Annotated in this window: 23 protein-coding genes and 1 pseudogene; 2 read left to right on the top strand and 22 right to left on the bottom strand. The window is 65.5% G+C overall.

Annotated features, from left to right (window positions below; translation table 11 throughout):
* Positions 1-88: 88 nt before the first annotated feature.
* The 13 genes from murB to ACX0GZ_RS12725 all read right to left on the bottom strand — a co-directional run bounded on the left by murB (position 89) and on the right by ACX0GZ_RS12725 (position 13,366).
* Complete coding sequence (gene murB, locus ACX0GZ_RS12785; RefSeq protein WP_458817025.1) at positions 89-961, bottom strand: UDP-N-acetylmuramate dehydrogenase; 873 nt, start codon at positions 959-961, stop codon at positions 89-91.
* Between the two features lie 98 nt (positions 962-1,059).
* Positions 1,060-1,257 (bottom strand): hypothetical protein, encoded by a 198-nt coding sequence (locus ACX0GZ_RS12780; protein WP_458817023.1) that lies wholly within the window; start codon positions 1,255-1,257, stop codon positions 1,060-1,062.
* Positions 1,254-2,684 carry a UDP-N-acetylmuramate--L-alanine ligase gene (murC, locus tag ACX0GZ_RS12775; protein WP_458817021.1) on the bottom strand — a complete coding sequence of 477 codons (1,431 nt, stop codon included), beginning with the start codon at positions 2,682-2,684 and terminating at the stop codon, positions 1,254-1,256. The genes ACX0GZ_RS12780 and murC overlap by 4 nt, the downstream gene beginning before the upstream one ends.
* Positions 2,681-3,817, bottom strand: coding sequence for an undecaprenyldiphospho-muramoylpentapeptide beta-N-acetylglucosaminyltransferase (gene murG, locus ACX0GZ_RS12770; protein WP_458817019.1), 1,137 nt, complete (start codon positions 3,815-3,817; stop codon positions 2,681-2,683). The genes murC and murG overlap by 4 nt, the downstream gene beginning before the upstream one ends.
* Positions 3,814-5,043 carry an FtsW/RodA/SpoVE family cell cycle protein gene (locus tag ACX0GZ_RS12765; protein ID WP_458817017.1) on the bottom strand — a complete coding sequence of 410 codons (1,230 nt, stop codon included), beginning with the start codon at positions 5,041-5,043 and terminating at the stop codon, positions 3,814-3,816. Before ACX0GZ_RS12765 ends, murG begins: the two co-directional genes overlap by 4 nt.
* Complete coding sequence (locus tag ACX0GZ_RS12760) at positions 5,040-5,549, bottom strand: hypothetical protein (protein ID WP_458817015.1); 510 nt, start codon at positions 5,547-5,549, stop codon at positions 5,040-5,042. The genes ACX0GZ_RS12765 and ACX0GZ_RS12760 overlap by 4 nt, the downstream gene beginning before the upstream one ends.
* The gene (mraY, locus tag ACX0GZ_RS12755) at positions 5,546-6,616 is read right to left on the bottom strand and encodes a phospho-N-acetylmuramoyl-pentapeptide-transferase (RefSeq protein ID WP_458817013.1); all 1,071 of its coding nucleotides are present in this window, start codon (positions 6,614-6,616) and stop codon (positions 5,546-5,548) included. Before mraY ends, ACX0GZ_RS12760 begins: the two co-directional genes overlap by 4 nt.
* Positions 6,616-7,986 (bottom strand): UDP-N-acetylmuramoyl-tripeptide--D-alanyl-D-alanine ligase, encoded by a 1,371-nt coding sequence (locus tag ACX0GZ_RS12750; RefSeq protein WP_458817133.1) that lies wholly within the window; start codon positions 7,984-7,986, stop codon positions 6,616-6,618. Before ACX0GZ_RS12750 ends, mraY begins: the two co-directional genes overlap by 1 nt.
* A 118-nt stretch (positions 7,987-8,104) precedes the next feature.
* On the bottom strand, positions 8,105-9,520 hold the full coding sequence (locus ACX0GZ_RS12745) for a UDP-N-acetylmuramoyl-L-alanyl-D-glutamate--2,6-diaminopimelate ligase (RefSeq protein ID WP_458817011.1): 1,416 nt from the start codon (positions 9,518-9,520) through the stop codon (positions 8,105-8,107).
* Positions 9,517-11,238 (bottom strand): peptidoglycan D,D-transpeptidase FtsI family protein, encoded by a 1,722-nt coding sequence (locus ACX0GZ_RS12740; protein ID WP_458817009.1) that lies wholly within the window; start codon positions 11,236-11,238, stop codon positions 9,517-9,519. The genes ACX0GZ_RS12745 and ACX0GZ_RS12740 overlap by 4 nt, the downstream gene beginning before the upstream one ends.
* On the bottom strand, positions 11,235-11,915 hold the full coding sequence (locus ACX0GZ_RS12735; protein WP_458817007.1) for a hypothetical protein: 681 nt from the start codon (positions 11,913-11,915) through the stop codon (positions 11,235-11,237). The genes ACX0GZ_RS12740 and ACX0GZ_RS12735 overlap by 4 nt, the downstream gene beginning before the upstream one ends.
* Positions 11,916-11,918: 3 nt before the next feature.
* Complete coding sequence (gene rsmH, locus ACX0GZ_RS12730; RefSeq protein WP_458817005.1) at positions 11,919-12,881, bottom strand: 16S rRNA (cytosine(1402)-N(4))-methyltransferase RsmH; 963 nt, start codon at positions 12,879-12,881, stop codon at positions 11,919-11,921.
* Positions 12,878-13,366, bottom strand: coding sequence for a division/cell wall cluster transcriptional repressor MraZ (locus tag ACX0GZ_RS12725; protein WP_458817003.1), 489 nt, complete (start codon positions 13,364-13,366; stop codon positions 12,878-12,880). Before ACX0GZ_RS12725 ends, rsmH begins: the two co-directional genes overlap by 4 nt.
* Positions 13,367-13,711: 345 nt before the next feature.
* On the opposite strand from ACX0GZ_RS12725, the gene aat reads away from it, so the two are divergent.
* Positions 13,712-14,461 (top strand): leucyl/phenylalanyl-tRNA--protein transferase, encoded by a 750-nt coding sequence (gene aat, locus ACX0GZ_RS12720; protein ID WP_458817001.1) that lies wholly within the window; start codon positions 13,712-13,714, stop codon positions 14,459-14,461.
* 23 nt (positions 14,462-14,484) lie between these two features.
* Here the strand turns inward: aat and ACX0GZ_RS12715 are convergent.
* The 7 genes and pseudogenes from ACX0GZ_RS12715 to ACX0GZ_RS12685 all read right to left on the bottom strand — a co-directional run.
* Positions 14,485-14,652, bottom strand: a pseudogene (locus ACX0GZ_RS12715) (DUF2155 domain-containing protein); the annotation flags it as partial.
* A gap of 284 nt (positions 14,653-14,936) precedes the next feature.
* On the bottom strand, positions 14,937-15,329 hold the full coding sequence (locus ACX0GZ_RS12710; protein ID WP_458816999.1) for an NADH:ubiquinone oxidoreductase subunit NDUFA12: 393 nt from the start codon (positions 15,327-15,329) through the stop codon (positions 14,937-14,939).
* 263 nt (positions 15,330-15,592) lie between these two features.
* Positions 15,593-15,751, bottom strand: coding sequence for a hypothetical protein (locus ACX0GZ_RS12705; RefSeq protein WP_458816997.1), 159 nt, complete (start codon positions 15,749-15,751; stop codon positions 15,593-15,595).
* Between the two features lie 57 nt (positions 15,752-15,808).
* Complete coding sequence (locus ACX0GZ_RS12700) at positions 15,809-16,297, bottom strand: DUF192 domain-containing protein (protein WP_458816995.1); 489 nt, start codon at positions 16,295-16,297, stop codon at positions 15,809-15,811.
* 134 nt (positions 16,298-16,431) lie between these two features.
* Positions 16,432-16,929, bottom strand: coding sequence for a DUF192 domain-containing protein (locus tag ACX0GZ_RS12695; RefSeq protein ID WP_458817131.1), 498 nt, complete (start codon positions 16,927-16,929; stop codon positions 16,432-16,434).
* Positions 16,930-16,934: 5 nt separating this feature from the next.
* Complete coding sequence (locus ACX0GZ_RS12690; RefSeq protein ID WP_458817129.1) at positions 16,935-17,513, bottom strand: cold-shock protein; 579 nt, start codon at positions 17,511-17,513, stop codon at positions 16,935-16,937.
* Between the two features lie 61 nt (positions 17,514-17,574).
* Entirely contained in the window at positions 17,575-18,108 is a 534-nt protein-coding gene (locus ACX0GZ_RS12685) for a regulatory protein RecX (protein ID WP_458816993.1), read from the bottom strand.
* 131 nt (positions 18,109-18,239) lie between these two features.
* Between ACX0GZ_RS12685 and ACX0GZ_RS12680 the strand changes: the two genes are divergently transcribed.
* The gene (locus tag ACX0GZ_RS12680; protein WP_458816991.1) at positions 18,240-20,003 is read left to right on the top strand and encodes a fatty acyl-AMP ligase; all 1,764 of its coding nucleotides are present in this window, start codon (positions 18,240-18,242) and stop codon (positions 20,001-20,003) included.
* A gap of 238 nt (positions 20,004-20,241) precedes the next feature.
* Here the strand turns inward: ACX0GZ_RS12680 and pal are convergent, their stop codons facing one another.
* Positions 20,242-20,754 carry a peptidoglycan-associated lipoprotein Pal gene (gene pal / locus ACX0GZ_RS12675; RefSeq protein ID WP_458817127.1) on the bottom strand — a complete coding sequence of 171 codons (513 nt, stop codon included), beginning with the start codon at positions 20,752-20,754 and terminating at the stop codon, positions 20,242-20,244.
* Between the two features lie 71 nt (positions 20,755-20,825).
* Entirely contained in the window at positions 20,826-22,163 is a 1,338-nt protein-coding gene (tolB, locus tag ACX0GZ_RS12670; RefSeq protein ID WP_458816989.1) for a Tol-Pal system beta propeller repeat protein TolB, read from the bottom strand.
* Positions 22,164-22,179 lie beyond the last annotated feature (16 nt).

Here is a 22,179-nt window from a genome sequence, read left to right as displayed (position 1 = left end):
ACCTCCACGACTGCGCTTCGATCGGAACGATAGCGCCTATGGATTCCCGCCTCCGCGGGAATGACGATGAAAGAGGCAGGAGTGATGCTCACGCCCTCTCCCCCACGCGCTGAATCTCCCACTCAAGCTCGACTCCGCACGCCGCCTTCACGCGCGCGCGCACCTCATCACCCAGCCCTTCGATATCGGCACTGGTCGCATCGCCGGTGTTGATCAGGAAATTGGTATGCTTCTCGCTGACCTGCGCCCCGCCGCGCGTCAGCCCGCGACAGCCCGCCGCATCGACCAGCCGCCACGCCTTGTCGCCGTCCGGGTTCTTGAAAGTCGACCCCCCGGTCTTGCTGCGCAGCGGCTGCGACGCTTCGCGCGAGGTGGCGATGCGGTCCATCTCGACCTGAATATCGGCAGGTTCGCCAGACGAACCGCGAAAGGTCGCGGACACGACCACCGCACCCTCGGGCAGTTCCGAATGACGGTAGCGATAGCCAAGCGCATCCACCGCCAGCGTCCGCACCTCCCCCGAGCGCAACACCACCTCACATTCGACCAATATGTCCGCCGTCTCGCGCCCATAAGCCCCGCCATTCATCCGCACGAAGCCGCCGACCGTGCCGGGGATCGAGCGCAGGAATTCGACTCCCGCAATGCCTGCATCGCGCGCTTTGGACGAGACAAGGATGCCCGACGCGCCGCCGCCGCACCGGAGCGTGGTCGCATCGACCTGATCGACGGTCGCGAACGCCTTGCCCAGCCGGATCACCACCCCGCGCACCCCGCCGTCGCGAACGATCAGGTTGGAGCCGAGGCCGAGCGCCATCACCGGTGTTGCGGGATCGAGATCACGGAGAAAATCCTGGAGGTCGGCCACATCCTTCGGCTCGAACAGCCACTCGGCGACACCGCCCGATTTGAACCAGACGAGCGGGGCCAGCGGGACATCCGGCGTCAGCTTCCCCCTCACCCCGTTCGTTTCGAGCGAAGTCGAGAAACGCTCGCGAGCGCCAGGCTCACGTTTCTCGACTTCGCTCGAAACGCACGGAGAAGTGGCGGCAGACCCACTCACTTCTTCACGCCCCACAGCCCGGCCCAGGCCTTCCACGCCGCCATATTCGCCTCGGCCGCCTTCTGCCCGGCCGCCTGAAACTCGGTCATCTGCTTGCCCGCATCGAGCATTTTCTGCGCGGCATCGACCTGCGCCTGTTGCGCGCGCAGAATCTCGCGCTGCATTTCGATCGCTGTGGAGAACCAGTCGCTCATGCCGCCACCTTTCGCTGGGCATTCACCGCATCGGCAAGGCCCGCTGCCCATTTGGTGATGTCGCCCGCGCCCAGGCACACGATCAGGTCGCCGGGCCGCGCATGTTCGGCGAGCGTTGCCGCCAGCGCATCCGCATCGGCCACCGTCTCCACCGCGCGGTGCCCGCGTTCGGCGGTGCGCGCGACCAGGGCATCGGCATTGACACCCTCGACCGGCGCTTCGCCCGCGGCATAGACCGGGGTGACATAGACCTGATCGGCGTCGTTGAACCCTTGCGCGAACTCATCCATCAGATTGCCCAGCCGCGAATAGCGATGCGGCTGGACGACCGCGATCACCCGACCCGTCGCACTCTCGCGCGCGGCCGACAGCACCGCACGGATTTCGACCGGGTGGTGGCCGTAATCGTCGATGACGATCGCGGGCGGCCCGGCATCGAAGCCGATCTCTCCGACCTTGGTGAAGCGTCGCTTGACCCCGCCGAACTGCGCGAATCCGTTCTGAATGGTCGCATCGTCGATGCCCATTTCCAGCGCGACGCCGACCGCCGCCAGCGCGTTCTGGACGTTGTGCCGCCCCGCCATCGGAAGGTCGATGTCCTCGATCGATCGCGTGGTGCCGTCCCGGTGGCGGATGATCGCCTCGAACCTGTTGCCGCCCGGATAGGGTTGCACGTTGACCCCGCGCACGTCGGCCGACGCCGCAAAGCCATAAGTCACGATCCGGCGGTCGCGGACGCGCGGGATGATCGCCTGCACCTCCGGGTGGTCGAGGCACAACAGCGCCGCGCCGTAAAAAGGCACGTTCTCGACGAACTCGACATAGGCGTCCTTGGCGCGCTCGAACGAGCCATAATGGTCGAGATGTTCGGGATCGATGTTGGTCACGACCGCAATCGTGCCGTCCAGCCGCAGGAAACTCCCGTCGCTCTCGTCGGCCTCGACCACCATCCATTCGCTGTCGCCCAGCCGCGCGTTGGAGCCATATTGGTTGATGATCCCGCCATTGATGACCGTCGGGTCGATATGCCCGGCGTCGAGGATCGCGGCGATCATGCTGGTCGTTGTCGTCTTGCCATGCGTGCCCGCGACCGCGACGGTCGATTTCAGGCGCATCAATTCGGCCAGCATCTCCGCGCGGCGGACCACGGGGATGCGGTTGGCGTAAGCGGCTTCGACTTCCGGATTGCCGCGCTTGATCGCGGTCGAGGTGACCACCACCGCCGCATCGCCCAGATTGACCGGATCCTGGCCGATGGCAACGGGGATGCCGCGCTTGCGCAGCCCCTCGATCACATAGCTGTCGGCGGCGTCCGATCCCTGAACGCTATAGCCCATATTGTGCATCACCTCGGCGATGCCCGACATGCCGATGCCGCCGATGCCGATGAAATGGATCGTGCCGATGTCGGTGGCGACCCCCCTCATGCCGCCGCCCTCGACAGCGTAACCGGTCCGGCGGTCTGCGATCCGTCGATCCGCTCGACCAGATCGGCGAGGTCGCGCACCGCATCGGGTCGCCCGCAGCTTTTCGCGCGACCGGCGGCGTTTTCCAGCGCGCGCGGCTCCAGCCCCAGCTTCTGCATCTGCTTGGCAAGTTCACCCGGCGTGAATGCGCGCTGCTGGATCGTGCGCGCGCCGCCCGCTTCCGAAATCTCGCGCGCGTTCGCGGTCTGGTGATCGTCGGTAGAGGTCGGAAGCGGCACCAGAATCGCGGGGCGTCCGGCCGCCGTCAGCTCGGCGATGGTCGATGCACCCGCGCGCGCGATCACCAGATGCGCCCAGGCCAGCCGCTCGGGCATGTCGGGCAGATAGGTCGCGATTTCCGCCGGAATGCCATGCTCGGCATATTTGGCGCGCACCGCGTCAATGTCCTCGATCCGCGCCTGATGCGTGACCTGCAGGCGACGGCGAAAATGGACGGGCAGCATGGCAAGGCCGTCGGGCACCACCTGACTCAACACGCTCGCGCCTTGGCTGCCGCCGGTGACGAGGACACGGAAAATGCTTTCCTCGTCGAGCATTGGATAGGGTTTGTGGCGAAGCTCCAACACTTCAGCGCGCACCGGATTGCCGATCAGCCGCATCTTGGCGGCAAATTTCGGCTTCAACCGCGCGACATCGGCATAGGAGGTGGCGATCGCATCGACCTTGCCCGCGACCAGCCGGTTGACGCGGCCGAGCACTGCATTCTGTTCATGGATGACGGTCGGGATTTTGTGATGGAACGCCGCGAGCAGGGTCGGGAACGCCGGATAGCCGCCGAAGCCGATGACGGCGGCGGGCTGGAAACTGTCGAGCAGGCGGATCGCCATCGCGCGACCCTCCGCCATCTTGCGCGCCGCCCTCAGATAACCGATCGGCCCGCCTGCAAACCGCCCGGCGGGCAGGACATGCGTCTGCACGCCGTCGAACAGGCCGGGAAAACGCACGCCACGCTCGTCACTGACAAGGGCGACGTGATGCCCACGCGCGCGCAATTCCGCCGCGAGCGCCGCTGCGGGAACCATGTGGCCGCCGGTGCCCCCGGCCGCCAATACGAAATGCCGCGAACGGCTCATCCACCATATCTCACATTATAGGTTGATCGCGACAGATACGGGTTCCGCCGCGTGAAGGCGAGCAATAGTCCCATCGCAATCGACAGCGCCACCATCGACGATCCGCCATAGCTGATGAAGGGCAACGTCATCCCCTTGGACGGCGCGATCCCGACATTGACCGCCATGTTGATCAGCGCCTGTAGCCCGAATTGCGCGGCAAGGCCTGCTGCGGCGAGCACGCGAAACGGGTCTTCCTCGTCGAGCAATTTGACGAACACGCGGATGACGATGCCGAGAAACAGGAGCGCGACGATGGCGCAGGCGATCAGCCCGAATTCCTCGCCGATCACGGCAAAGATATAATCGGTATGCGCCTCGGGCAGCAGGAACTTGACGCGTCCGCCCCCTGGCCCGGTGCCGACGACGCCTCCGGCGGTCAGCACCGAATGCGCCATGTCGGTCTGATAGGTGTCCGTCACCTGCCCGCCTTCGCCGAACAGATAGCCGTCGATGCGGATGCGCGCGGTGTCGTAGAAGAAATAAGCCGCGACCACCCCGCCGACGCCCGCGCCAAGCAATGTGCCGATGATCTTGTGAGAGGTGCCCGCGACCGTCAGCATCGTCAGCCAGATGAGGCCGAACACCACCGTCTGCCCGAAATCGGGCTGGAGCATCAGAAGCCCGCCGATCACCGCAGTCAGCGCGCCGGTGATGAGCACGACGGGAAGCGTCTGGTCCTTGGCGCGGAACGACAACAGCCAGGCCGTCGTCACCACGAACATCGGTTTCAGGAACTCGGAAGGCTGGAACTGGCCGATCCCGACCGAAATCCAGCGCTTGGCACCGTTGACGGTCACGCCCAGCACCGGCGTCAGCGCCAGGAACGCCGCGAACACGACGAGCCCCAGCAGCGCCAGCCGCCGCGCCAGCGTAATCGGCAGCATCGACACCACCAGCATGACGGGGATCGACAGCCCGACCCAGCCCGCCTGTTTCCAGAAAAACTCCATCGGCGCGATACGGTGCTGGATGTCCGAATAACGGTCGGCGGAGGCAGGCGAGGCAGCGGCGACCGCGATCAGCCCGATCGCGATCAGGAACAGCGCCATCAGCAACAGAACGCGGTCGATTTCCCAGAACCACATCGCGATCGGCGACCGGCTGGAACGCCCGACCCGGCGGTCGAATTTCTCGCGCAGGCGACCGGTCGATACGCCTCCGGTCCCGCGCAACACATCGGTCATGTTCCCGCCCCCACGGTTGGCGCGGCCGTCGATACGGCAGCGGCGCCGAAACTTTCCAGACCCTTGTCGATCATAGACTGATCCACGTCCAGCGCTTCGCACGCGGCAATTGCGCACAGCGCGACCAGATCGTCGCCCGGTCCCTGCAATCCCGGCCAGCGCGATGCGTTCAGGCACACGCCCGGCGCAACCTTGGTCAGATCCTCGCCCCGACCTGACATCGCAACCTGACGCGCAATCGTGCCCGCGCGCACGTCACCGATGCCGACCACCAGTGGCGCACCCTTGGGCCGCGCCAGCAGATGCTGGACAATCAAAGCGTCACGCGAAACATCGATGCCGGGATCGACCCCGGTCAGCACCGTCACGCCGCCTGCGGGTTCGTCATCGGCACGGATCAACCGCACCGCGTTTGCATCGCCCAGGATATGCGCGATCAGCTTCGCGGTGCGCGGCCCGACCCCGCACACGAACACGGTGACGCGAAGGGCTGCGCCCTCGCTCACCGCAGTTTCAGCGTGGACAGGCCTGCCAGCGCCAGCACCAGCGCGATAATCCAGAAGCGGATCACCACGGTCGGCTCGGACCAGCCCAATTGTTCGAAATGATGGTGGATCGGCGCCATGCGGAACACGCGTTTGCCGGTGCGCTTGTAGAAGAACACCTGGATGATGACGCTCAGCGCCTCGACCACGAACAGTCCGCCGATGATCGCCAGCACCAGTTCGTGCTTCGACACCACCGCGATCGCTCCCAGCGCGCCGCCCAGCGCCAGGCTGCCGGTGTCGCCCATGAACACCGCCGCAGGGGGCGCGTTGAACCACAGAAAGGCCAGCCCAGCGCCGACGATCGCCCCGCAGAAAATGGCGAGGTCGCCTGCGCCCTCGACATAGGGGATGCCCAGATATTCGGCGAAGCGCGCGTTGCCGACCAGATAGGTGATGACCATCAGCGCCACCGCAGCGATGATGACCGGCATCGTCGCAAGGCCGTCCAGTCCGTCGGTCAGGTTCACCGCATTGCCGAACGCAACGATCGTAAAGGCCGCGAACAGGATGTAGAAATAGCCGAGATCGACCGAGATATGGGAAAAGAACGGCAGATACAGGTTCGTCCCCGATTGCTGGATGATGATCCAGCTTGCCACACCCGCGATGAGGAACTCGCCAAGCAGCCGCACCTTTCCGGGAACGCCCGCCGTCGTCGCTTTCCTCACCTTGTCGTAATCGTCAAGGAAACCGATCATGCCGAACCCGATCAGCACGAACAGGCACGCCCAGACGGACGGATCGGACAGGTCCATCCACAGCAGCACAGAACAGGTCAGCGAGGTCAGGATCAGGAGACCGCCCATCGTCGGCGTGCCGCGCTTCGCCAGATGCGATTGCGGGCCGTCCTCGCGGATCGGCTGCCCCTTGCCCTGGCGAACGCGCAGCCAGCCGATGAATTTGGGACCGATGATCAGGCCGATGAACAGGGCGGTCGCGACCGACGCGCCCGCACGGAACGACAAATACCGAATCAGGTTCGATACGCTGGGAAAGCCCAGATATTCGGCAATGAGGTAAAGCATCAGCCCCTTCCCGACAGGCTGGCGACGAGTGCCGACAGCCCGACTGCGTTCGAACCCTTGATGAGGACGGCGTCGCCCGGCGACAGAATCGCGTCCAGCGCGTCCTGTGCCTCGGCGGCGGTGGCCACATGGACGAAATCCATCTGACCCTCAAGCGCCTTCGCCAGCGCCGTCATGCCGCCCCCAACCAATATGGCGCGGGAAATGCTCGCTTCGTCGAGCGGACCGGCAAGCGCCGCGTGATAGGCATCGCTGTCGTCGCCCAGTTCGCGCATCTCGCCGAGCACCGCGATGCGCCGCGCGGCCGTCTCGGCACCCAGCACCTTCAACGTCGCGCGCATCGATGCCGGATTGGCGTTGTAGCTTTCGTCGATCACCAGCGCGTCGCCGCCGGGCAGCGCAACCGTCAGCCGCGCGCCACGCCCGGCGAGTCCTTCGAGTTCCGCGAGCGCCAGTCCCGCTTGCGCCAGATCGCCGCCCACCGCATCGACGGCGGCGAGGATCGCCATCGCGTTCGCGACCCAATGCTCGCCCGGGAGCGCAAGCGTAAAGCTCAGTTCCTTGTCCCCCACGCGCGCGGAAACGAAAGTGCCGCCGCCCAGCGCCGCCATCCGTTCGATCGGATGGACATCAGCGTCCTTGCTCAGCCCGAACGTGACGACCCTGCCCGCATGAGGCGTCGCCGCGGCGATCAACCGGTCGCGGTGCGGGCTGTCATAAGGGATGATGGCGACGCCGCCGGGTTCCAGCCCCTGAAAAATCTCTCCCTTGGCATCGGCAATCGCTTCCTCGCCGGAGAAAAACTCGGTGTGCGCGGGCGCGATGGTGGTGACCAGCGTGACATGCGGGCGCACCATCCGCGTCAGCGCGGCCAGCTCGCCCGCATGGCTCATCCCCATTTCGAACACGCCGAACCGGGTATCGGCAGGCATCCGCGCGAGGCTCAGCGGCACGCCGGTATGGTTGTTGTAGCTTTTGACCGATCGGTGCGCCTGCCCCCGCGAAACGCGATCGAGACAGGCGAACAGGGCCTCCTTCGTCCCGGTCTTCCCGACCGATCCGGTGACACCGATGATCTTCGCATCGGTGCGGACGCGGGCGGCTCGACCCAAATCCTCGAGCGCGGCCATCGTGTCGGCGACGCGGACGTGCGGGTGGTCGCAATCTTCGGACACGATCGCACCCGATGCGCCGCGATCGAAGGCTTGGGCGAGGAACTTATGCCCGTCGGTCGCCTCGCCCTTCAATGCGATGAACAACGTGCCGGGGGTGACCTCCCGCGAATCGAACGCGACCTGCGTGGCGGTGAAGTCGCTGGACGCTGTTCCGCCGGTAGCGGCAGCGATCTCAGCGGAGGTCCAGAGAGCGATCACGCTACAGCCCCTCCCCGTTCGTTTCGAGCGAAGTCGAGAAACCTATCGCACGCGCAGGGAATGCGTTTCTCGACTTCGCTCGAAACGAACGGGTTATGGAAGGCCCGCGCATCCATCACGCCGCTTCCTCGCGCGCGACCACCACATCGTCGAACGGCAACACCATATCGCCGACGATCTGGCCCTGTTCATGCCCCTTGCCCGCGATCAGGACGATGTCCTGTGCGCCCGCCATGTCGATCGCCGCGCGGATCGCCGCGCGCCGGTCGCCGATCTCGGTCGCGCCGACCGCGCCAGACATCACCATCGCGCGGATGGCGGCCGGGTCTTCGGTGCGGGGATTGTCGTCGGTGACGATCACCACGTCCGCTTCGGCCACCGCGACCTTGCCCATGTCCTCGCGCTTGCCCTCGTCGCGGTCGCCGCCCGCGCCGAACACCACGATCAGCTTGCCGGTGGCATGGGGCTTCAATGCCGCAATCGCCGCCTCCAGCGCGTCGGCGGTGTGCGCGTAATCGACATAGACGGGTGCGCCAGACCGCGCGATCACCGCACGTTCCAGCCGCCCGCGCACCGGCTGAAGCCGCGCGAGCGCCGCCAGCGTCGCCTTCGCCTCACCCCCGGTGGCAATCACCAATCCGGCGGCAACCAGCGCATTCGCCGCCTGATACGCACCGATCAGCGGCAGGTTGACCTTATGCTCGACGCCCTCATGCTCGATCACCAGCCCCTGCCCGAGCAGAGTCGGCGCGCGACTGACCAGCCGCAACGTGTCGCCATGCGTGCCCACCGTCATCAGGCGATTGCCGCGCGCATGGGCCAGATCGATCACACGCTCCGACTGGGGATCGTCGGCCCACACGACCGCGGTCCCATCGGCGTCGAGCACCTCGGCAAACAGCCGCAACTTGGCGGTGAAATAGGCCGCCATGTCGCCATGATAGTCGAGGTGATCGCGGCTGAGATTGGTGAACGCCGCCGCCCGGACTCGCAACCCTTCGGTGCGATACTGGGTCAGCCCGTGACTCGATGCCTCGAACGCCAGATGCGTCACGCCTTCGCGCTGCAACCCGGCGACGTTCGACAGGAAGGTCACGACATCGGGCGTGGTCAGCCCGGTCGTCACCCGCTCGTCGGGCGTGATGACGCCGAGCGTCCCGATCGAGGCGGCGTGATGCCCCGCCATCCGCCACAATTGCCGCGTCAGCTCGACCGTCGATGTCTTGCCGTTGGTGCCGGTGACCGCCACCGCCGTTTCGGGAAACGGCCCGAAGAATTGCGCTGCCAGCTCGGCGAAACAGGCGCGGGGAGAATCGGCGACGATGTGCACCGCGCCTTCGACCTTCGCCTCGCGCCGCGCGACGACCGCGATCGCCCCCGACGCCACCGCCGCGTCGATAAAATCCTCGCCATTGACGCGCGCGCCTTCGAACGCGCCGAAGATCGTGCCCGGCGCGACCTTGCGGTGATCGATCGCAAAGCCCGTGACGGTCGCATCGCCGCCGCCGGGCACGAGGGCGGACAGCTTCATTCCGCGTTCGCCATCGCTTCGCGCTCGCCCGGCGCACGCCACATCAGCGCCTTCAGTTCGGCGGTGTCGATATCGGTGCCGCGATCGGGGATCACCCCCAGCATCGACCCGGTGCGCTGGATCACGCGCGACACGACCGGCGCGGCAGTCCAGGCAGCGCCCGTGAACCCGAACGTGTCCGACGTGCCCTTGGGCGCGTCGAGCATCGCGATCACGACATAACGGGGCGAATCCATCGGAAAGGCGGCGGCAAAGGTAGAGACGTTCACGCTGCGGCTATAGCCGCCCGATCCGGGCTTTTCAGCCGTCCCGGTCTTGCCCCCGACGCGGTAGCCGGGCGCTTCGGCGCGACGCCCGGTGCCTTCGGTGACGATCATCCGCAGCATCTGGCGCATCCGCCAGCTGGTGTTCTGCGAAAAGACCCGCTTGCCCTCGACTGCCTTGCCCGGCTCGACCTTGAGCATCGTCGCAGGACGCAGAATGCCACCATTGACCAGCGCCGCATAGGCTTGGGCCAGATGCAGCGGCGTCACCGCGATCCCGTGGCCGTAGGCCGTCGTCATGATCGTGGTCCGGCCCCAATAGCTCGGCCAGATCGGCTTGCCCTTTTCGCGAATCTCGATCTTGGGCGCTTCGTCGAATTCCAGATCGCGGAACAGTTTTTCCATCCGCGCCTGGCCCATTTCGTCGGCGATCCGCGCGGTGGCGATGTTCGACGAATGGACCAGCAATTCGGGCACGTTCAGCCAGCGGTTCTGCGCGTGATCGTCGCGGATTCGAAAGCGTCCGACCTGAAGCGGCGCGGTCGCATCATAGCGTTTCGACATCGACGTGACGACGCCCGCATCCATCGCCCCCGCCATCGCGATCGGCTTGAACGTCGATCCCAGCTCATACTGGCTCTGCGTCATGTTGTTGCGCAGCATGTCGTCGGTCGCGCCGGCGATATTGTTGGGGTTGAAGGTCGGCAGCGACGCGATCGCGACGACCTCGCCGGTGTTCACATCGAGCACGATGCCTCCCGCGCCGGCCGCCGAATGTTTGGCCATCGCGCGCGACAATTCGCTTTGCAGCGCCGCCTGAACACGCACGTCGATCGACAATTGGGTAGGCGCGGCGCGTGCCTGCGGATCGACGAGCTGCGCGTTCAGCGCACGCTCCATCCCGCGCATCCCCTCACCCTCGCGGTTGAGATAGCCGAGCGCGTGCGCCGCCATCGTGGCCTGCGGATAGAGCCGTTCGGGCTCGCGCGCGAACGCGATGCCGGGCTCGCCCAGCGCATTCACATCGGCCACCAGTTCGGGCAACGCGCGGCGCTTGAGATAAGTGAAGGTGAAATCCGATTCGAGGATCTGGCGATACTGCGCCTCGGTCCGGTCGGGAATAACGGCGGCGAGTTGTGCGGCAAGCGCCGCCTTGTCGCCGATCACCTTCTTGGGATGAATCCCGATCGACCAGGCGTCGATGGTGCGCGCCAGCGGCGCGCCGTTGCGGTCCACCACATCGCCGCGCAGGGGAACCAGCGCATTGGCTGCGGTCGCCGCACTCGCAGGCTCGACCGTGATCGCCAACAGCGCGAGCCGGAACACCACCACCGCGACGCAGGCGGTAAAAACGAGCATCAGCACCATCAGCCGCGCGTGCGCGGCGACGACCATCGGGTTGCGTGCCCCGGCACCACGCCGGTCGATCATCTGGGGGGCGGTCAGGACGATCAACGCCCGGTCCGCGCCTCTGACCGCGCGGCCTTCATCAGATCGCCCATCGTCGAATCGCTCAACAGCTTGCGGTCGAGCGACGCGACTTCGGCGCGCTGGGCCGGACGAGCTGCGGGTTTCGCCTTTGGAGCCGCCGCAGTGCGTTCGGGCACGGCCTTCACCGTTTTGGGTGCAGCTAGCTTGGCAGGTGCAGTCTCGGGCGTCGCGTCGGACAGCTGGCGCGCCGGGGTCGCTGCCGCAACCGAAGCCGTCTGGACGGGCGCCGCCGCCTGGCTGGCCTCGCGCGCCGCCATTTGCGCGCGCTGGATGCCGCCGCGCACCGCGTCGTCGATCTCCGCGGTCATCGTCGGCACGACATAGCTGGCATAGCGCATCTGCGCGTCGCCCTCACCCATCCCGCGCGCCGCCAGTTCGGCGATGTCGCCTGCGAATTGTTCGGGCTGGGGGGCGCCGAGCGCGAAGACTTCGCCATTCCAGCGCTCGAGCTGCGCAAAATTGGCGCGCGTCTTGAACTCGGTTTCCAGGTTGCGGATGTCGCGTTTCGCCTGACGGATCGCGCGGTCGACGCTTTCGACGCGCGCGCGTTCGGCCGCGACCTGCGACATGACCACGTAGCAGCCGGGTGCCACCACGAGACCGCACAGGAACCAGCCCATCCCTTTGAAGCCCAACGCCATTTCTCAGCTCCCCTTCGACCAGGCTTCCGCGTCGGTCCGGCGCGCGACCCGAAGCGTCGCCGAACGCGCGCGCGGATTACGCGCCAATTCACTCTCGCTTGCCCGCACCGCACGGGCCGGTTTGTCGAAACTGGGGGCGCGACCAACCCCCAGCTCCGGGCGGTGCCGCGATCCCGCCGGTTGCGAGCCCGAACGCTCGCGGAAAAACTGCTTCACCAGCCGGTCTTCCAGGCTGTGAAAGGTGACGACGGCCAGCCGCCCGCCGGGCTTCAGCACACGTTCGGCAGCTTCCAGCCCATCGACCAGCTCGCCCAGTTCGCGGTTCACATGGATACGGATCGCCTGGAAACTGCGCGTCGCCGGATCCTTCTTGTCGTGCGGCTTGTGCCCCAGCGACTTGCGGACGATGTTGGCGAGTTCCGCCGTCCGGGTGATCGGGCGCGCGGCGACAATCGCGCGCGCGACGCGGCGTGACTGGCGTTCCTCGCCATAGTTATAGAGCACGTCGGCGATCTCGGCTTCGTCGGCCTCGTTGACGAAATCGGCGGCACTCGGCCCCGACTGACTCATCCGCATGTCGAGCGGACCGTCCGACTGAAACGAAAAGCCCCGCGCCGCCTGATCGAGCTGCATCGACGACACGCCGATATCCATCGTCACGCCATCAACGGGGATCGCCTCCAGCGCCGCAAGTTCGCGCTCCATCGCGGAGAAATCCGCCGCGACCAGCGTCAGCGCGTCGCCGCTTTCGGCCTCCAGCGCACGCCCGTTCGCAATCGCATCGGGATCGCGGTCGAACGCGATCACCCGCGCACCCGCCGCGATCATCGCACGGCTATAGCCGCCTGCACCGAAGGTCGCATCGACATGGCATTCGCCTTCGACAATCGCCAGACCCTCGATCACCTCATCGAGCAGAACGGGCCGATGCGGCGCATCGCGCGGGATCAGATCGACCGCGCTCACAGCGTCACCTTCTTGTCGTCGAGGCAGAAGGCGCAGATTTCCTTCAATTCCTCGTCGTCGCTGGTCGCCATCAGCACTTCGGGCGCCCAGATTTCGAACGTGTCGCCGAGCCCGACGAAAAACGCCCAATGGTTGATCCCCGCCTTCATCTTGAAGAAGCGCGGCAGGATGAAGCGACCGGACGGGTCGAACGGCGTGCGCTCCACCTTGCCGAACGCATTGGCCTTGGCGCGGGTGGGCACGACTCCCCCGTCCAGGCCGGCCGCTTCTTCAGCGGCGATTTCGCGGTTGTGGATACGCCCGAATTCGTCCTTCGACCGCTCGACATCATAAGCGGTCAGGCAGTCACCGTTGCGGCGGACAACGATCGTGCGGCTGTCCGAATTGCGCTCCATGGCAGCGCGCAAGTCGGCGGGGATGGCGACGCGACCCTTCGCATCGACCGCCTGCAGCGCAAAGCCTTCATAGAGTTCACGGTTCGTCACGCTTCACCCCAAAGCGGCGAACACACACCTCTCCCGTTCCGGGAAACGGCCCTGTCCGTCGGCCCGGTGAAGATCAGGAAATAAGGAGCGTGCCCCCTCGGACGAATTTTCTAACTCAAAGCAGGACGGGTCGCAACGCCTCTTACGGGGATTTTATGGGATATAGCCCCACTTTATCCATATAGGTTCATAGTTTTTGTTATCATTCGCTTTGTTCCCTTTCAGTTTCAGTTGAGGCGACGACTTCCAGACTTTGACGTTGGCAGCATCGACACGCACGCCCCTTCCGCAGTCGAATGACGTTTCGCCATTGTCGGCGCGGGCGCGAGTCGCCACATTCGAGCCATGAGCCGCGCCGATCCGCTCGATCCCGAATTGCTGCTCCGCGCCTATGCCATGGGCGTTTTTCCGATGGCGGACGATCGCGAGGCGACGAGCGTTTACTGGGTCGAGCCCAAATGGCGCGCGGTGATGCCGCTCGAAGGATTTCACCTGTCGCGATCCTTGCGGAAAACGATCGCGCGCGACCGGTTTCGGGTGACCACTGACCAAGCCTTTTCGGACATCATCGCGTTATGCGCCGAAAGCGCGGAGGATCGCCCCAATACCTGGATCAACGCCGCGATCGAACGCGCCTTCGTCGATCTGCACGCTGCGGGCTTCGCGCATTCGGTCGAATGCTGGGATGGCGACCGGCTGGTCGGCGGGTTGTACGGCCTGGCGCTCGGCCGCGCCTTCTTCGGCGAATCGATGGTCAGTCGCGCGACCGATGCGTCGAAAGTCGCCTTCGCCTGGCTGGTGGCGCGGCTGAACGCGGGCGGCTTCACGCTTCTCGATTGCCAGTTCCAGACCGATCACCTCGCCTCGCTCGGCGCGGCGGAAATCAGCCGCGACGATTATATGGCGTTGCTGAGTTCCGCGCTCGGCGCTTCCTCGGCCGGGCTTTCCTCGGGCTCGCCGTCGGTCGATGGCGACTGGCGCGCGCTCGACCGGCTGGGTGCCGACGATCCGCTGGTGCCGCCACCCAATTCCTCACCGCCTTCGGGAAAGGTCATCGCGCAGCTTTTGGGGAAGACGTCGAACAACGGGTGCTGAACGACGTTGAGCGCGGGCTGTTCGGCGTAGAGCCAGCCGGAAAACGCGCGCGCCCAGCGCCCGTCAGCCTGACGTACGTCAAGCTGGACGAACGCACCGGTCAATTGGTCCGGCTCCCACGGCGCGGTGCGCTCGCACGCGCGCAAATGCACGACCGCGTCGCCGTAGCGCAGCGACTGGCCGGGACGCATCGTCAATTCCCATGTCTGGCTGTTGCGCTTGTTGAGCAACCCCAGCACCGCGACGCGTTCGGCCATCGGCGTCGTGCCTTCGACCACCACCTCGACGGGGCCGGTGTCGAACTGCACCTCGTCGCCCGTCTGGTTGTCCGCGCCGCCAGGCACCGGCAGCGTGACGCTCGAACCGGCGGCAGGCGCGGGCGTCGCGGCACGATCCTGCCAGGCGCGCCAGCCGAACCAGCCCGCAATGCCGATCACCAATGCGATCAGCAGGGCGATGCCCGCCCGGCGCGAATTCACGCCTCGGGGCTCCAGGCTTCGTAATCGCCGGTCGCGGCGACGCGCTTGCCGCCTGCCTCCAGCGCACCCGGCGGGCGATAGGCGAGCGCCGATCCGGTCAGGTTGGGCACCGCCGGCTGTTCCCAGCGGCGCGCGGGCGGCATCGACTGGTCGGGTGCCGAGTCGACCTGATGGTGCAGCCACGAAAACCACTCTGGTGGCACCCGGCTGGCGTCGTTCGATCCGTCATAGATCACCCAGCGCCGCGGATTGCCCGCCGTATCCTTGCCGCCTTCGTAATAGACGTTGCCCAGCGCGTCGGTCCCGACCTGCTTCTTGCCGCGCAGGCCGACCATCGTCCCCCATGTCGCGCCGTTCCACCAGGTGAATGGATTGAGATTGATGCCCATGCCTGTGCGCTTACAGCGCGCAGCGGAGTGGGGCAACTGGGTTGGAGGTGTCCCGGGAGGCGGAACGGTAACCAGTGTCGGGTTCAGGTTCGACGACCGCCGATCAGGACGCGGACCAGATCGCCTCTCTCGCGAAACGTTAGAAACAGGAGATAGGGCATCAGAAAACCCGCCCCGCCGAAAAACGCCAGAACCGCGAGCAACAGCGCCCCCGCCGAAAACGCGTTTCTCCAAGCGGTCCACACCGCCGACAGGATCAGAAATCACAGGAAATCGAGATTGAACTGGCCCGGCCATGCAAGCGTAGCGATGTCGCCCAAGAAAATGGGCAACAGCCCGATACCATGTTGCGAAATCACGACTGCCGTGTAGGCGGCCAGTGCGATCCAGAGCAGGATCAATAACGCGCGAAAAGCTGTCATGCGACGATCACGCTTTCCGACCCGACGGGATGTGACACCTGCGACGCCACTACCACCCTACAGCCCTCCCCAACTCACCTTGTCGCCCGCCGCAATTCCCAGTTCCGCCGATTTCCCCGCGTGCACCTCAAGCACCGCCGCCACCGGCTCGCCCGATCGCAGCGTTGTTTCGTCGAACGGCACCGCATTTTCCGCGATCCGCGCGATCGTTCGGTCTTCGCGGATGAAGATGATATCGAGCGCGGTCGGCGTGTTCTTCATCCAGATACCCGATTCGCGCGGCGGGCCACCGTCACCGGGATAGGGATAGAATAGCATCCCGCCGTCCTGCGGAATGTCGGTGCGGAACATCAGCCCGCGATCCTGTGCTTCGGCAGTGCTGGCGACCTCGACGCGGAAAGTTCGCGGACCTTGCTGCGTGGCGACCGTTACATCGACCAACCGTTCGGTAGCCGCCGCATTGGCATTGACGCTTTCGCTCGAACACGCGGTGGCCAAGGGCGACAGCGCCAGCACCAGCGGCAACGCCCGGATACGAACCCGCATAAGTCTCTCCCCTTTCCACGCCCCACCCGTTCGTTTCGAGCGTCGTCGAGAAACGGCCTTGGCGCTTGCATCACGTTTCTCGACCTCGCTCGAAACGAACGGGGAAGAAGCGTTCAATGACCGTGGAGAGGGCCTTAAAGCCCCTCCCAGCTCACCTTGTCGCCGACCGCGATGCCATGCTCGGCGGCCTTGCCCGCTTTCAGTTCCAGCACGGCGGCGACCGGTTCGTAGGACCGCACATTGGTTTCATCGAACGGCACGGTGTTTTCGGCAATCCGCGCGATCGTCCGGTCCTCACGGATGAAAATGATGTCGAGCGAGGTCGGCGTGTTCTTCATCCAGAAGCTCGCCTCGCGCGGGGGGCCGCCTTCGGCCGGATAGGGGTGGAAGATCATGCCGCCATCTTCGGGAATGTCGGTACGGAACATCAGCCCGCGGTCCTGTTCCTCGCGGGTGCGGGCCGTCTCCACCCGGAACGTCTTCGGACCCGCCTTGGTCTGGACGGTCACGGTAACCAGCCGGTCCTGCGTCGTCGCATTGGAGGCAGCGGTCCCGCTTTCGCTCGTGCAACCGCCGACCAGCGGCACCATCGTCGCGGCCATCACCGCACCCAGCAATTTTACCGACAACATAAGCGTCAACTATCCCTTTCGACCGCAACCGCCAGTGGCCCCTTGTCACCTTCGACGATGCGCGCTTGCAAGCGGTCATCGGGCTCGACCGTCTCGACGCCCGCACGGCGCAACGTTTCCATATGCACGAACACGTCGCCATCGGTCGAATCGCGAACCAGAAAGCCGTATCCTTTCAACCGGTTGAACCATTTGACCGTCACGCCTTCGAACGGCCCCGCTTCTTCGACCAGCCTCAGCCGTTCGGGCCGGTCGCCCTGGCGTTCGCGCGGCGCCTCCACGGCATTCGACAAGTCGATCGCGACGATCTCACGCGCCTGCATCCCCCGATTGCGCTGTACGGCGATGCAATCGACGCGCGCGCCTTCGGGGAGGCTGCGGCGGCCATGCGCCTGAAGCACGGAAAAATGGACGAGCACGTCGCCATAATCGGGATCGTCGGACACGACGAAGCCGAAGCCGCGAGTCACGTCGAACCATTTGACCACACCCGAAACCGGCACCCCGGCGGGTTCGTTTCGCTCGGTACTGGAATGCACGGCCGCGTCATAATCATGCGGCGCGTGACTCATTTCGGCACGCATATTGTTCATACCCCCGCCACACTATTATCATGCGCGTTCGCAAAAGGCGAAAAAACTTTATTCACTTCGTTTCGAAAAGAAACGCAACATCCGCGCCCGGCCCCAGTCGCACGATCCGTCGGGAGAGATCGGGGGCATGACCCGCGCGCACCATTGCGCCGACCTGCTTTTCCTGAACCGGGCGATCGACTTCGACGCTGCCGAACGGCCCGAATCGCCGACGTTTTGCGAATTTCAACGCCGTATCGACGGCGGCTTCGGCGACGTCGGGGAGGATTTCCTCACGGTCTTCACCCGGCACGCCCGCCTGGGCCAGCGCCATCGCCACCCGCCGCATCCCCAGCCCCCGCCTGGTCAACGAGCGCGCCCGCGCCTCCCCGAACGCACGATCGTCGATATAGCCCAGTTCGGCAAAGCGATCGGCCAGCGCCACCGGATCGGGCGAATCGCCTTCCCACCCCCGTTCGCGCACCTTGCGGTTGAGATACTGCACCAATTTCGCCCTTGTCGTGGCGAAGCGTTCGACATAGCGGAGCGCCAGACGTTCGAGCGCGGCATGGTCCAGCGGTCGTGCGGGGCGGTCGGATCGGGCCATCGGCCATGATTGTGCCACACTGGCAACCGAATTTGAACGATGGCGTAGTGCATCGCGCCGCCGCCTTTGGCCGTATCTGTCGGACAAGGGCGGGGGACGATAGGCCGCAACACGGGGCGCAAGGGTTACGAATGAACGATAGCGAAACGGTTAAGACGGATGATGCACGGGCGGCACTGGTGCCGACGCCCACGCAGGATTCGGTCGCACGCCGCTGGGCGGACTTCGAAACGCTGGGTGCGGCACTGGATTACGCCGCGACCGGAGAACGCGGGCTGAACTTTCACGACGCGCGCGGGGCTTTGGTGCGTCCCTATCCGTTTTCGGAAATGCGCGACGACGCACTGGCGCAGGCCCGCCGCCTGATCGCGGCCGGCGTGAAGCCCGAGGACCGCATCGCGCTGATTGCGGAGACCGGCCCCGAATTCGCGTCCTTGTTTTTCGGCGTGGTCTATGCCGGTGCCTGGCCCGTGCCGCTGCCGCTGCCCACCAGCTTCGGCGGCAGCCAGCATTATATCGACCAATTGTCGGTTCAGCTTTCGAGCTGCGATCCGAAAATGCTGTTCTATCCGGCCGAACTCGCCGCGATGGCGGGCGAAGCCGCCCAGGCGAAGGGGGTTGAGGGCATCGACTGGGAGAGCTTCGCGACCCGCGAAGCCCCCGACGTGGCGCTCCCTCAGGCGAAGGGCGACGACATCGCCTATCTCCAATATTCCAGCGGCTCGACCCGATTCCCGCACGGCGTCGCGATCACCCACCACGCCCTGCTCAACAATCTGTCGGCACACAGCCACGGGATGGAGCTGGAGCCGACCGACCGCTGCGTATCCTGGCTGCCCTGGTATCACGACATGGGACTGGTCGGCTGCTTCCTGTCGCCGATCGCCAATCAGGTTTCGACCGATTATCTGAAAACCGAGGATTTCGCGCGGCGCCCGCTCGCCTGGCTCGACCTCATCAGCCGCAACACCGGCACCACACTCTCCTACTCGCCGACCTTCGGCTACGACATCTGCGCGCGCCGCATGTCGTCGCAGACCAAGGCATCCGACCGCTTCGACCTGTCGCGCTGGCGGGTGGCGGGCAACGGCGCCGACATGATCCGCCCCGACGTGATGCAGTCGTTCGTCGATGCCTTCGCGGACGCGGGGTTCAAGGCCTCGGTCTTTCTCCCCAGCTATGGCCTGGCGGAAGCCACGCTTGCGGTGTCGATCATGCCGCCGGGTGAAGGCATCATCGTCGAGCTGGTCGAGGAAACCGAACTATCCGGCATGGAAGCACATGGCGACCGCCCGCAACGCTACCGTGCGATCGTCAATTGCGGAAAGCCGGTCAAGGATATGACCGTCGAAATCCGCGAATCCGACGGCACGGTCCTCCCCGAACGCGCGATCGGCAAGGTCTGGTGCAAGGGGCCGAGCGTCATGGTCGGCTATTTCCGCGATCCGGAGGCGACCGACGCGTGCATGGCCGACGGCTGGCTCGACACCGGCGACATGGGTTATCTGTCCGACGGCTATGTCTATATCGTCGGCCGGGCCAAGGACATGATCATCGTCAACGGCAAGAATCACTGGCCGCAGGACATCGAATGGGCGGTCGAACAGCTGCCGGGGTTCAAGGCGGGCGACATCGCCGCCTTCGCGATCACCACGCCGGGCGGCGAGGAAACCCCCGCGGTCCTCGTCCAGTGCCGCACCTCGGACGAGGTCGAGCGCAAGAAGCTGCACGACGAGATCAAGGAACGCGTGCGTTCGGTCACCGGGATGAACTGCGTCGTCGAACTCGTCCCCCCGCGCACCCTGCCGCGCACCTCATCCGGCAAGCTCAGCCGGGCAAAGGCGCGCAACCTTTATCTGAATGGGGAGATCAAACCCTATTCGATGGCGGCGTAAGGGCGGACAGCCGCTTTGGTAACCGTCTGCAACTCCTGACGTGCTGGGCGACTGACAAGAAGTTCGAATAAGGGCGGGCCGCGTGGCTCGGCCGCGATCACACGCGCCCTATCCGCAGTGCTCGTGTGGATGACGCTAAATGGAAGGACGACGGGTTAAACCAAGAAAAAGAGCGCCGCCGGTTACCCGACGACGCCCCCTCGACTGCAAGTGTGCGACCCGCAGCGAATACGAGAAATTACTGGATGACGACGGTCACCGCGCGGCGGTTCTGTGCCCAGCTGCCTTCGTCCGAACCCATCGCGATCGGGCGTTCCTTGCCATAGCTGACGGTGGTGATCCGCGTCGCGGACACGCCACGCGCCGACAGATAGTTGGACACCGAATTGGCGCGACGGTCGCCCAGCGCGAGGTTGTATTCGCGGGTGCCGCGCTCATCCGCATGGCCCTCGATCGAGACGCGGACGTTCGGGTTCTGGCTCAGCCACTGGGCCTGGCGATCGAGGATCGCGCGGGCGGTGCCGTCCACATCATAGCGATCGAGCGCGAAATTGACCGTGTCGTTGCCGACGGCCTGACGGAACTGGTCCTGAAGCCCGCCCATGCCCGCATTCGGATCGGTGTAGCCGCCATCGCCGGGCATCGCGCCCGTATCGCCCGCAGCAGGCGGCAGCACGTCGGGGCGCTTCTTCGCGCAACCGCTGATTGCGACCGCAGCCGCGACCACCAAAATGAGCTTCTTGTTGACCATCATCGTGTCTCCTCGGATTTTTGGGGGTCGCGCTAGGCGACCCCGGTTGAACGCAGCTACTCAAAAAAAGTTCAGGGGCGTAACGGTCCCCAATGCGGATCGGAGCCGTCGATCGGCGTCGGGATGCGGCGCGAGGCCTGGCCGGTCAGATCGACCGCCCACAATTCGGCGCGACCCGACCCTTGCGCCGCGCGGAAATAGGTAAGCACGCGGCCATTGGGCGCCCAGCTCGGTCCTTCGTCGCCCCAGGCGTTGGTCAGCAGCCGCTCGCCACCACCGCTCGGGTTCATGATGCCGATGCGGAACGCGCCGCCACCCATGCGGGTGAATGCGATCAGGTCGCCACGCGGACTCCATACCGGGGTCGCATAGCGCCCACCGCCAAAGCTGATGCGGCGCTGGTTCGATCCGTCCGCGCCCATCACATAGAGCTGCTGCTGGCCCGACCGGTCGCTTTCGAACACGATCTGGCTTCCGTCGGGCGAATAGCTGGCCCCGGTGTCGATCCCCGGCGCATTGGTCAGCCGCGTCGGCTGGCCACCGCTTGCAGACACCCGGTAGATATCGGTGTTCCCGGCCGTCGACATCGAGAACAGGATCCAGCGACCATCGGGCGAGAAGCGCGGTGCGAACGCCAGGCTGACATTCTGCACCAGCGCGCGCTGCGACCCGTTGTTGAGGTCGTACACATAGAGCGCAGGGCGGTTATTCTGATAACTCATATAGGCGATGCGGCGCTCGTCCGGCGACATGCGCGGGGTCAGCACGATCGACTGTCCGTTGGTCAGGAAACGATGATTGGCCCCGTCCTGATCCATGATCGCAAGCCGCTTGATGCGCCGCGCCTTGGGTCCGGTTTCCGAGACATAGACGATGCGGCTGTCGAAATAGGCGCCCTCGCCCGTCAGTCGCGTATAGACGGTGTCGGCGCATTTGTGCGCGCCGCGCCGCCAGTCGCTCGGCTGCACGACGAAGCCCTGCCGCGTCAATTCGGTGCGCGCGAAGGTGTCGTATAGATAACAGCCGATGGTCAGCGTGCCGTTGGCATTGGCCTGAACGAACCCCTGGACGAGCGTCGCGGCACCGGTGCCGGTCCAGTATCCGTAATCGGGTGCCTGAACCTGCGCCATCGTCGGCGCGGAGATGCCGGTCGGCCCGACGGGTTTGAACAGCCCGGAATTGCGGAGATTGTTGGCGACGATTTCCGCCACCTGACGCCCCAATGCGTCGGTCGCGCCAGCAGGCGTGCCCTGCGCATTCGGGGTTGGCATGGCCGGGATCGCGATCGGCGCGGGGTCGTTGACGCCGCCGACGATATCGACTTCGACCTGCGCGAGTGCAGGGGTCGCGGTCAGCATCGCGAACGGTGCCGCGATGGCGATGGAGAGCCGGGTTTTGAAGCTGGGCATGGGGTTCCTTCTCATC

The sequence above is a fragment of the Sphingomonas aestuarii genome (assembly GCF_054457155.1).
Note: the sequence above shows the minus strand (reverse complement) of the source record. Positions and strands in the feature narration are given on the sequence as shown.

Excerpts from the sequence above, each read along its gene's own strand:
- ACX0GZ_RS12780 (WP_458817023.1), bottom strand. The coding sequence starts at position 1,257 with ATGAGCGACTGGTTCTCCACAGCGATCGAAATGCAGCGCGAGATTCTG.
- murG (WP_458817019.1), bottom strand. The coding sequence starts at position 3,817 with ATGAGCCGTTCGCGGCATTTCGTATTGGCGGCCGGGGGCACCGGCGGC.
- murC (WP_458817021.1), bottom strand. The coding sequence starts at position 2,684 with ATGAGGGGGGTCGCCACCGACATCGGCACGATCCATTTCATCGGCATC.
- ACX0GZ_RS12695 (WP_458817131.1), bottom strand. The coding sequence starts at position 16,929 with ATGTTGTCGGTAAAATTGCTGGGTGCGGTGATGGCCGCGACGATGGTG.
- ACX0GZ_RS12705 (WP_458816997.1), bottom strand. The coding sequence starts at position 15,751 with ATGACAGCTTTTCGCGCGTTATTGATCCTGCTCTGGATCGCACTGGCC.
- ACX0GZ_RS12745 (WP_458817011.1), bottom strand. The coding sequence starts at position 9,520 with ATGAAGCTGTCCGCCCTCGTGCCCGGCGGCGGCGATGCGACCGTCACG.
- ACX0GZ_RS12680 (WP_458816991.1), top strand. The coding sequence starts at position 18,240 with ATGAACGATAGCGAAACGGTTAAGACGGATGATGCACGGGCGGCACTG.
- mraY (WP_458817013.1), bottom strand. The coding sequence starts at position 6,616 with ATGCTTTACCTCATTGCCGAATATCTGGGCTTTCCCAGCGTATCGAAC.
- ACX0GZ_RS12710 (WP_458816999.1), bottom strand. The coding sequence starts at position 15,329 with ATGGGCATCAATCTCAATCCATTCACCTGGTGGAACGGCGCGACATGG.
- tolB (WP_458816989.1), bottom strand. The coding sequence starts at position 22,163 with ATGCCCAGCTTCAAAACCCGGCTCTCCATCGCCATCGCGGCACCGTTC.
- ACX0GZ_RS12700 (WP_458816995.1), bottom strand. The coding sequence starts at position 16,297 with ATGCGGGTTCGTATCCGGGCGTTGCCGCTGGTGCTGGCGCTGTCGCCC.
- ACX0GZ_RS12690 (WP_458817129.1), bottom strand. The coding sequence starts at position 17,513 with ATGCGTGCCGAAATGAGTCACGCGCCGCATGATTATGACGCGGCCGTG.
- aat (WP_458817001.1), top strand. The coding sequence starts at position 13,712 with ATGAGCCGCGCCGATCCGCTCGATCCCGAATTGCTGCTCCGCGCCTAT.
- ACX0GZ_RS12735 (WP_458817007.1), bottom strand. The coding sequence starts at position 11,915 with ATGGCGTTGGGCTTCAAAGGGATGGGCTGGTTCCTGTGCGGTCTCGTG.
- ACX0GZ_RS12765 (WP_458817017.1), bottom strand. The coding sequence starts at position 5,043 with ATGACCGATGTGTTGCGCGGGACCGGAGGCGTATCGACCGGTCGCCTG.
- ACX0GZ_RS12685 (WP_458816993.1), bottom strand. The coding sequence starts at position 18,108 with ATGGCCCGATCCGACCGCCCCGCACGACCGCTGGACCATGCCGCGCTC.
- pal (WP_458817127.1), bottom strand. The coding sequence starts at position 20,754 with ATGGTCAACAAGAAGCTCATTTTGGTGGTCGCGGCTGCGGTCGCAATC.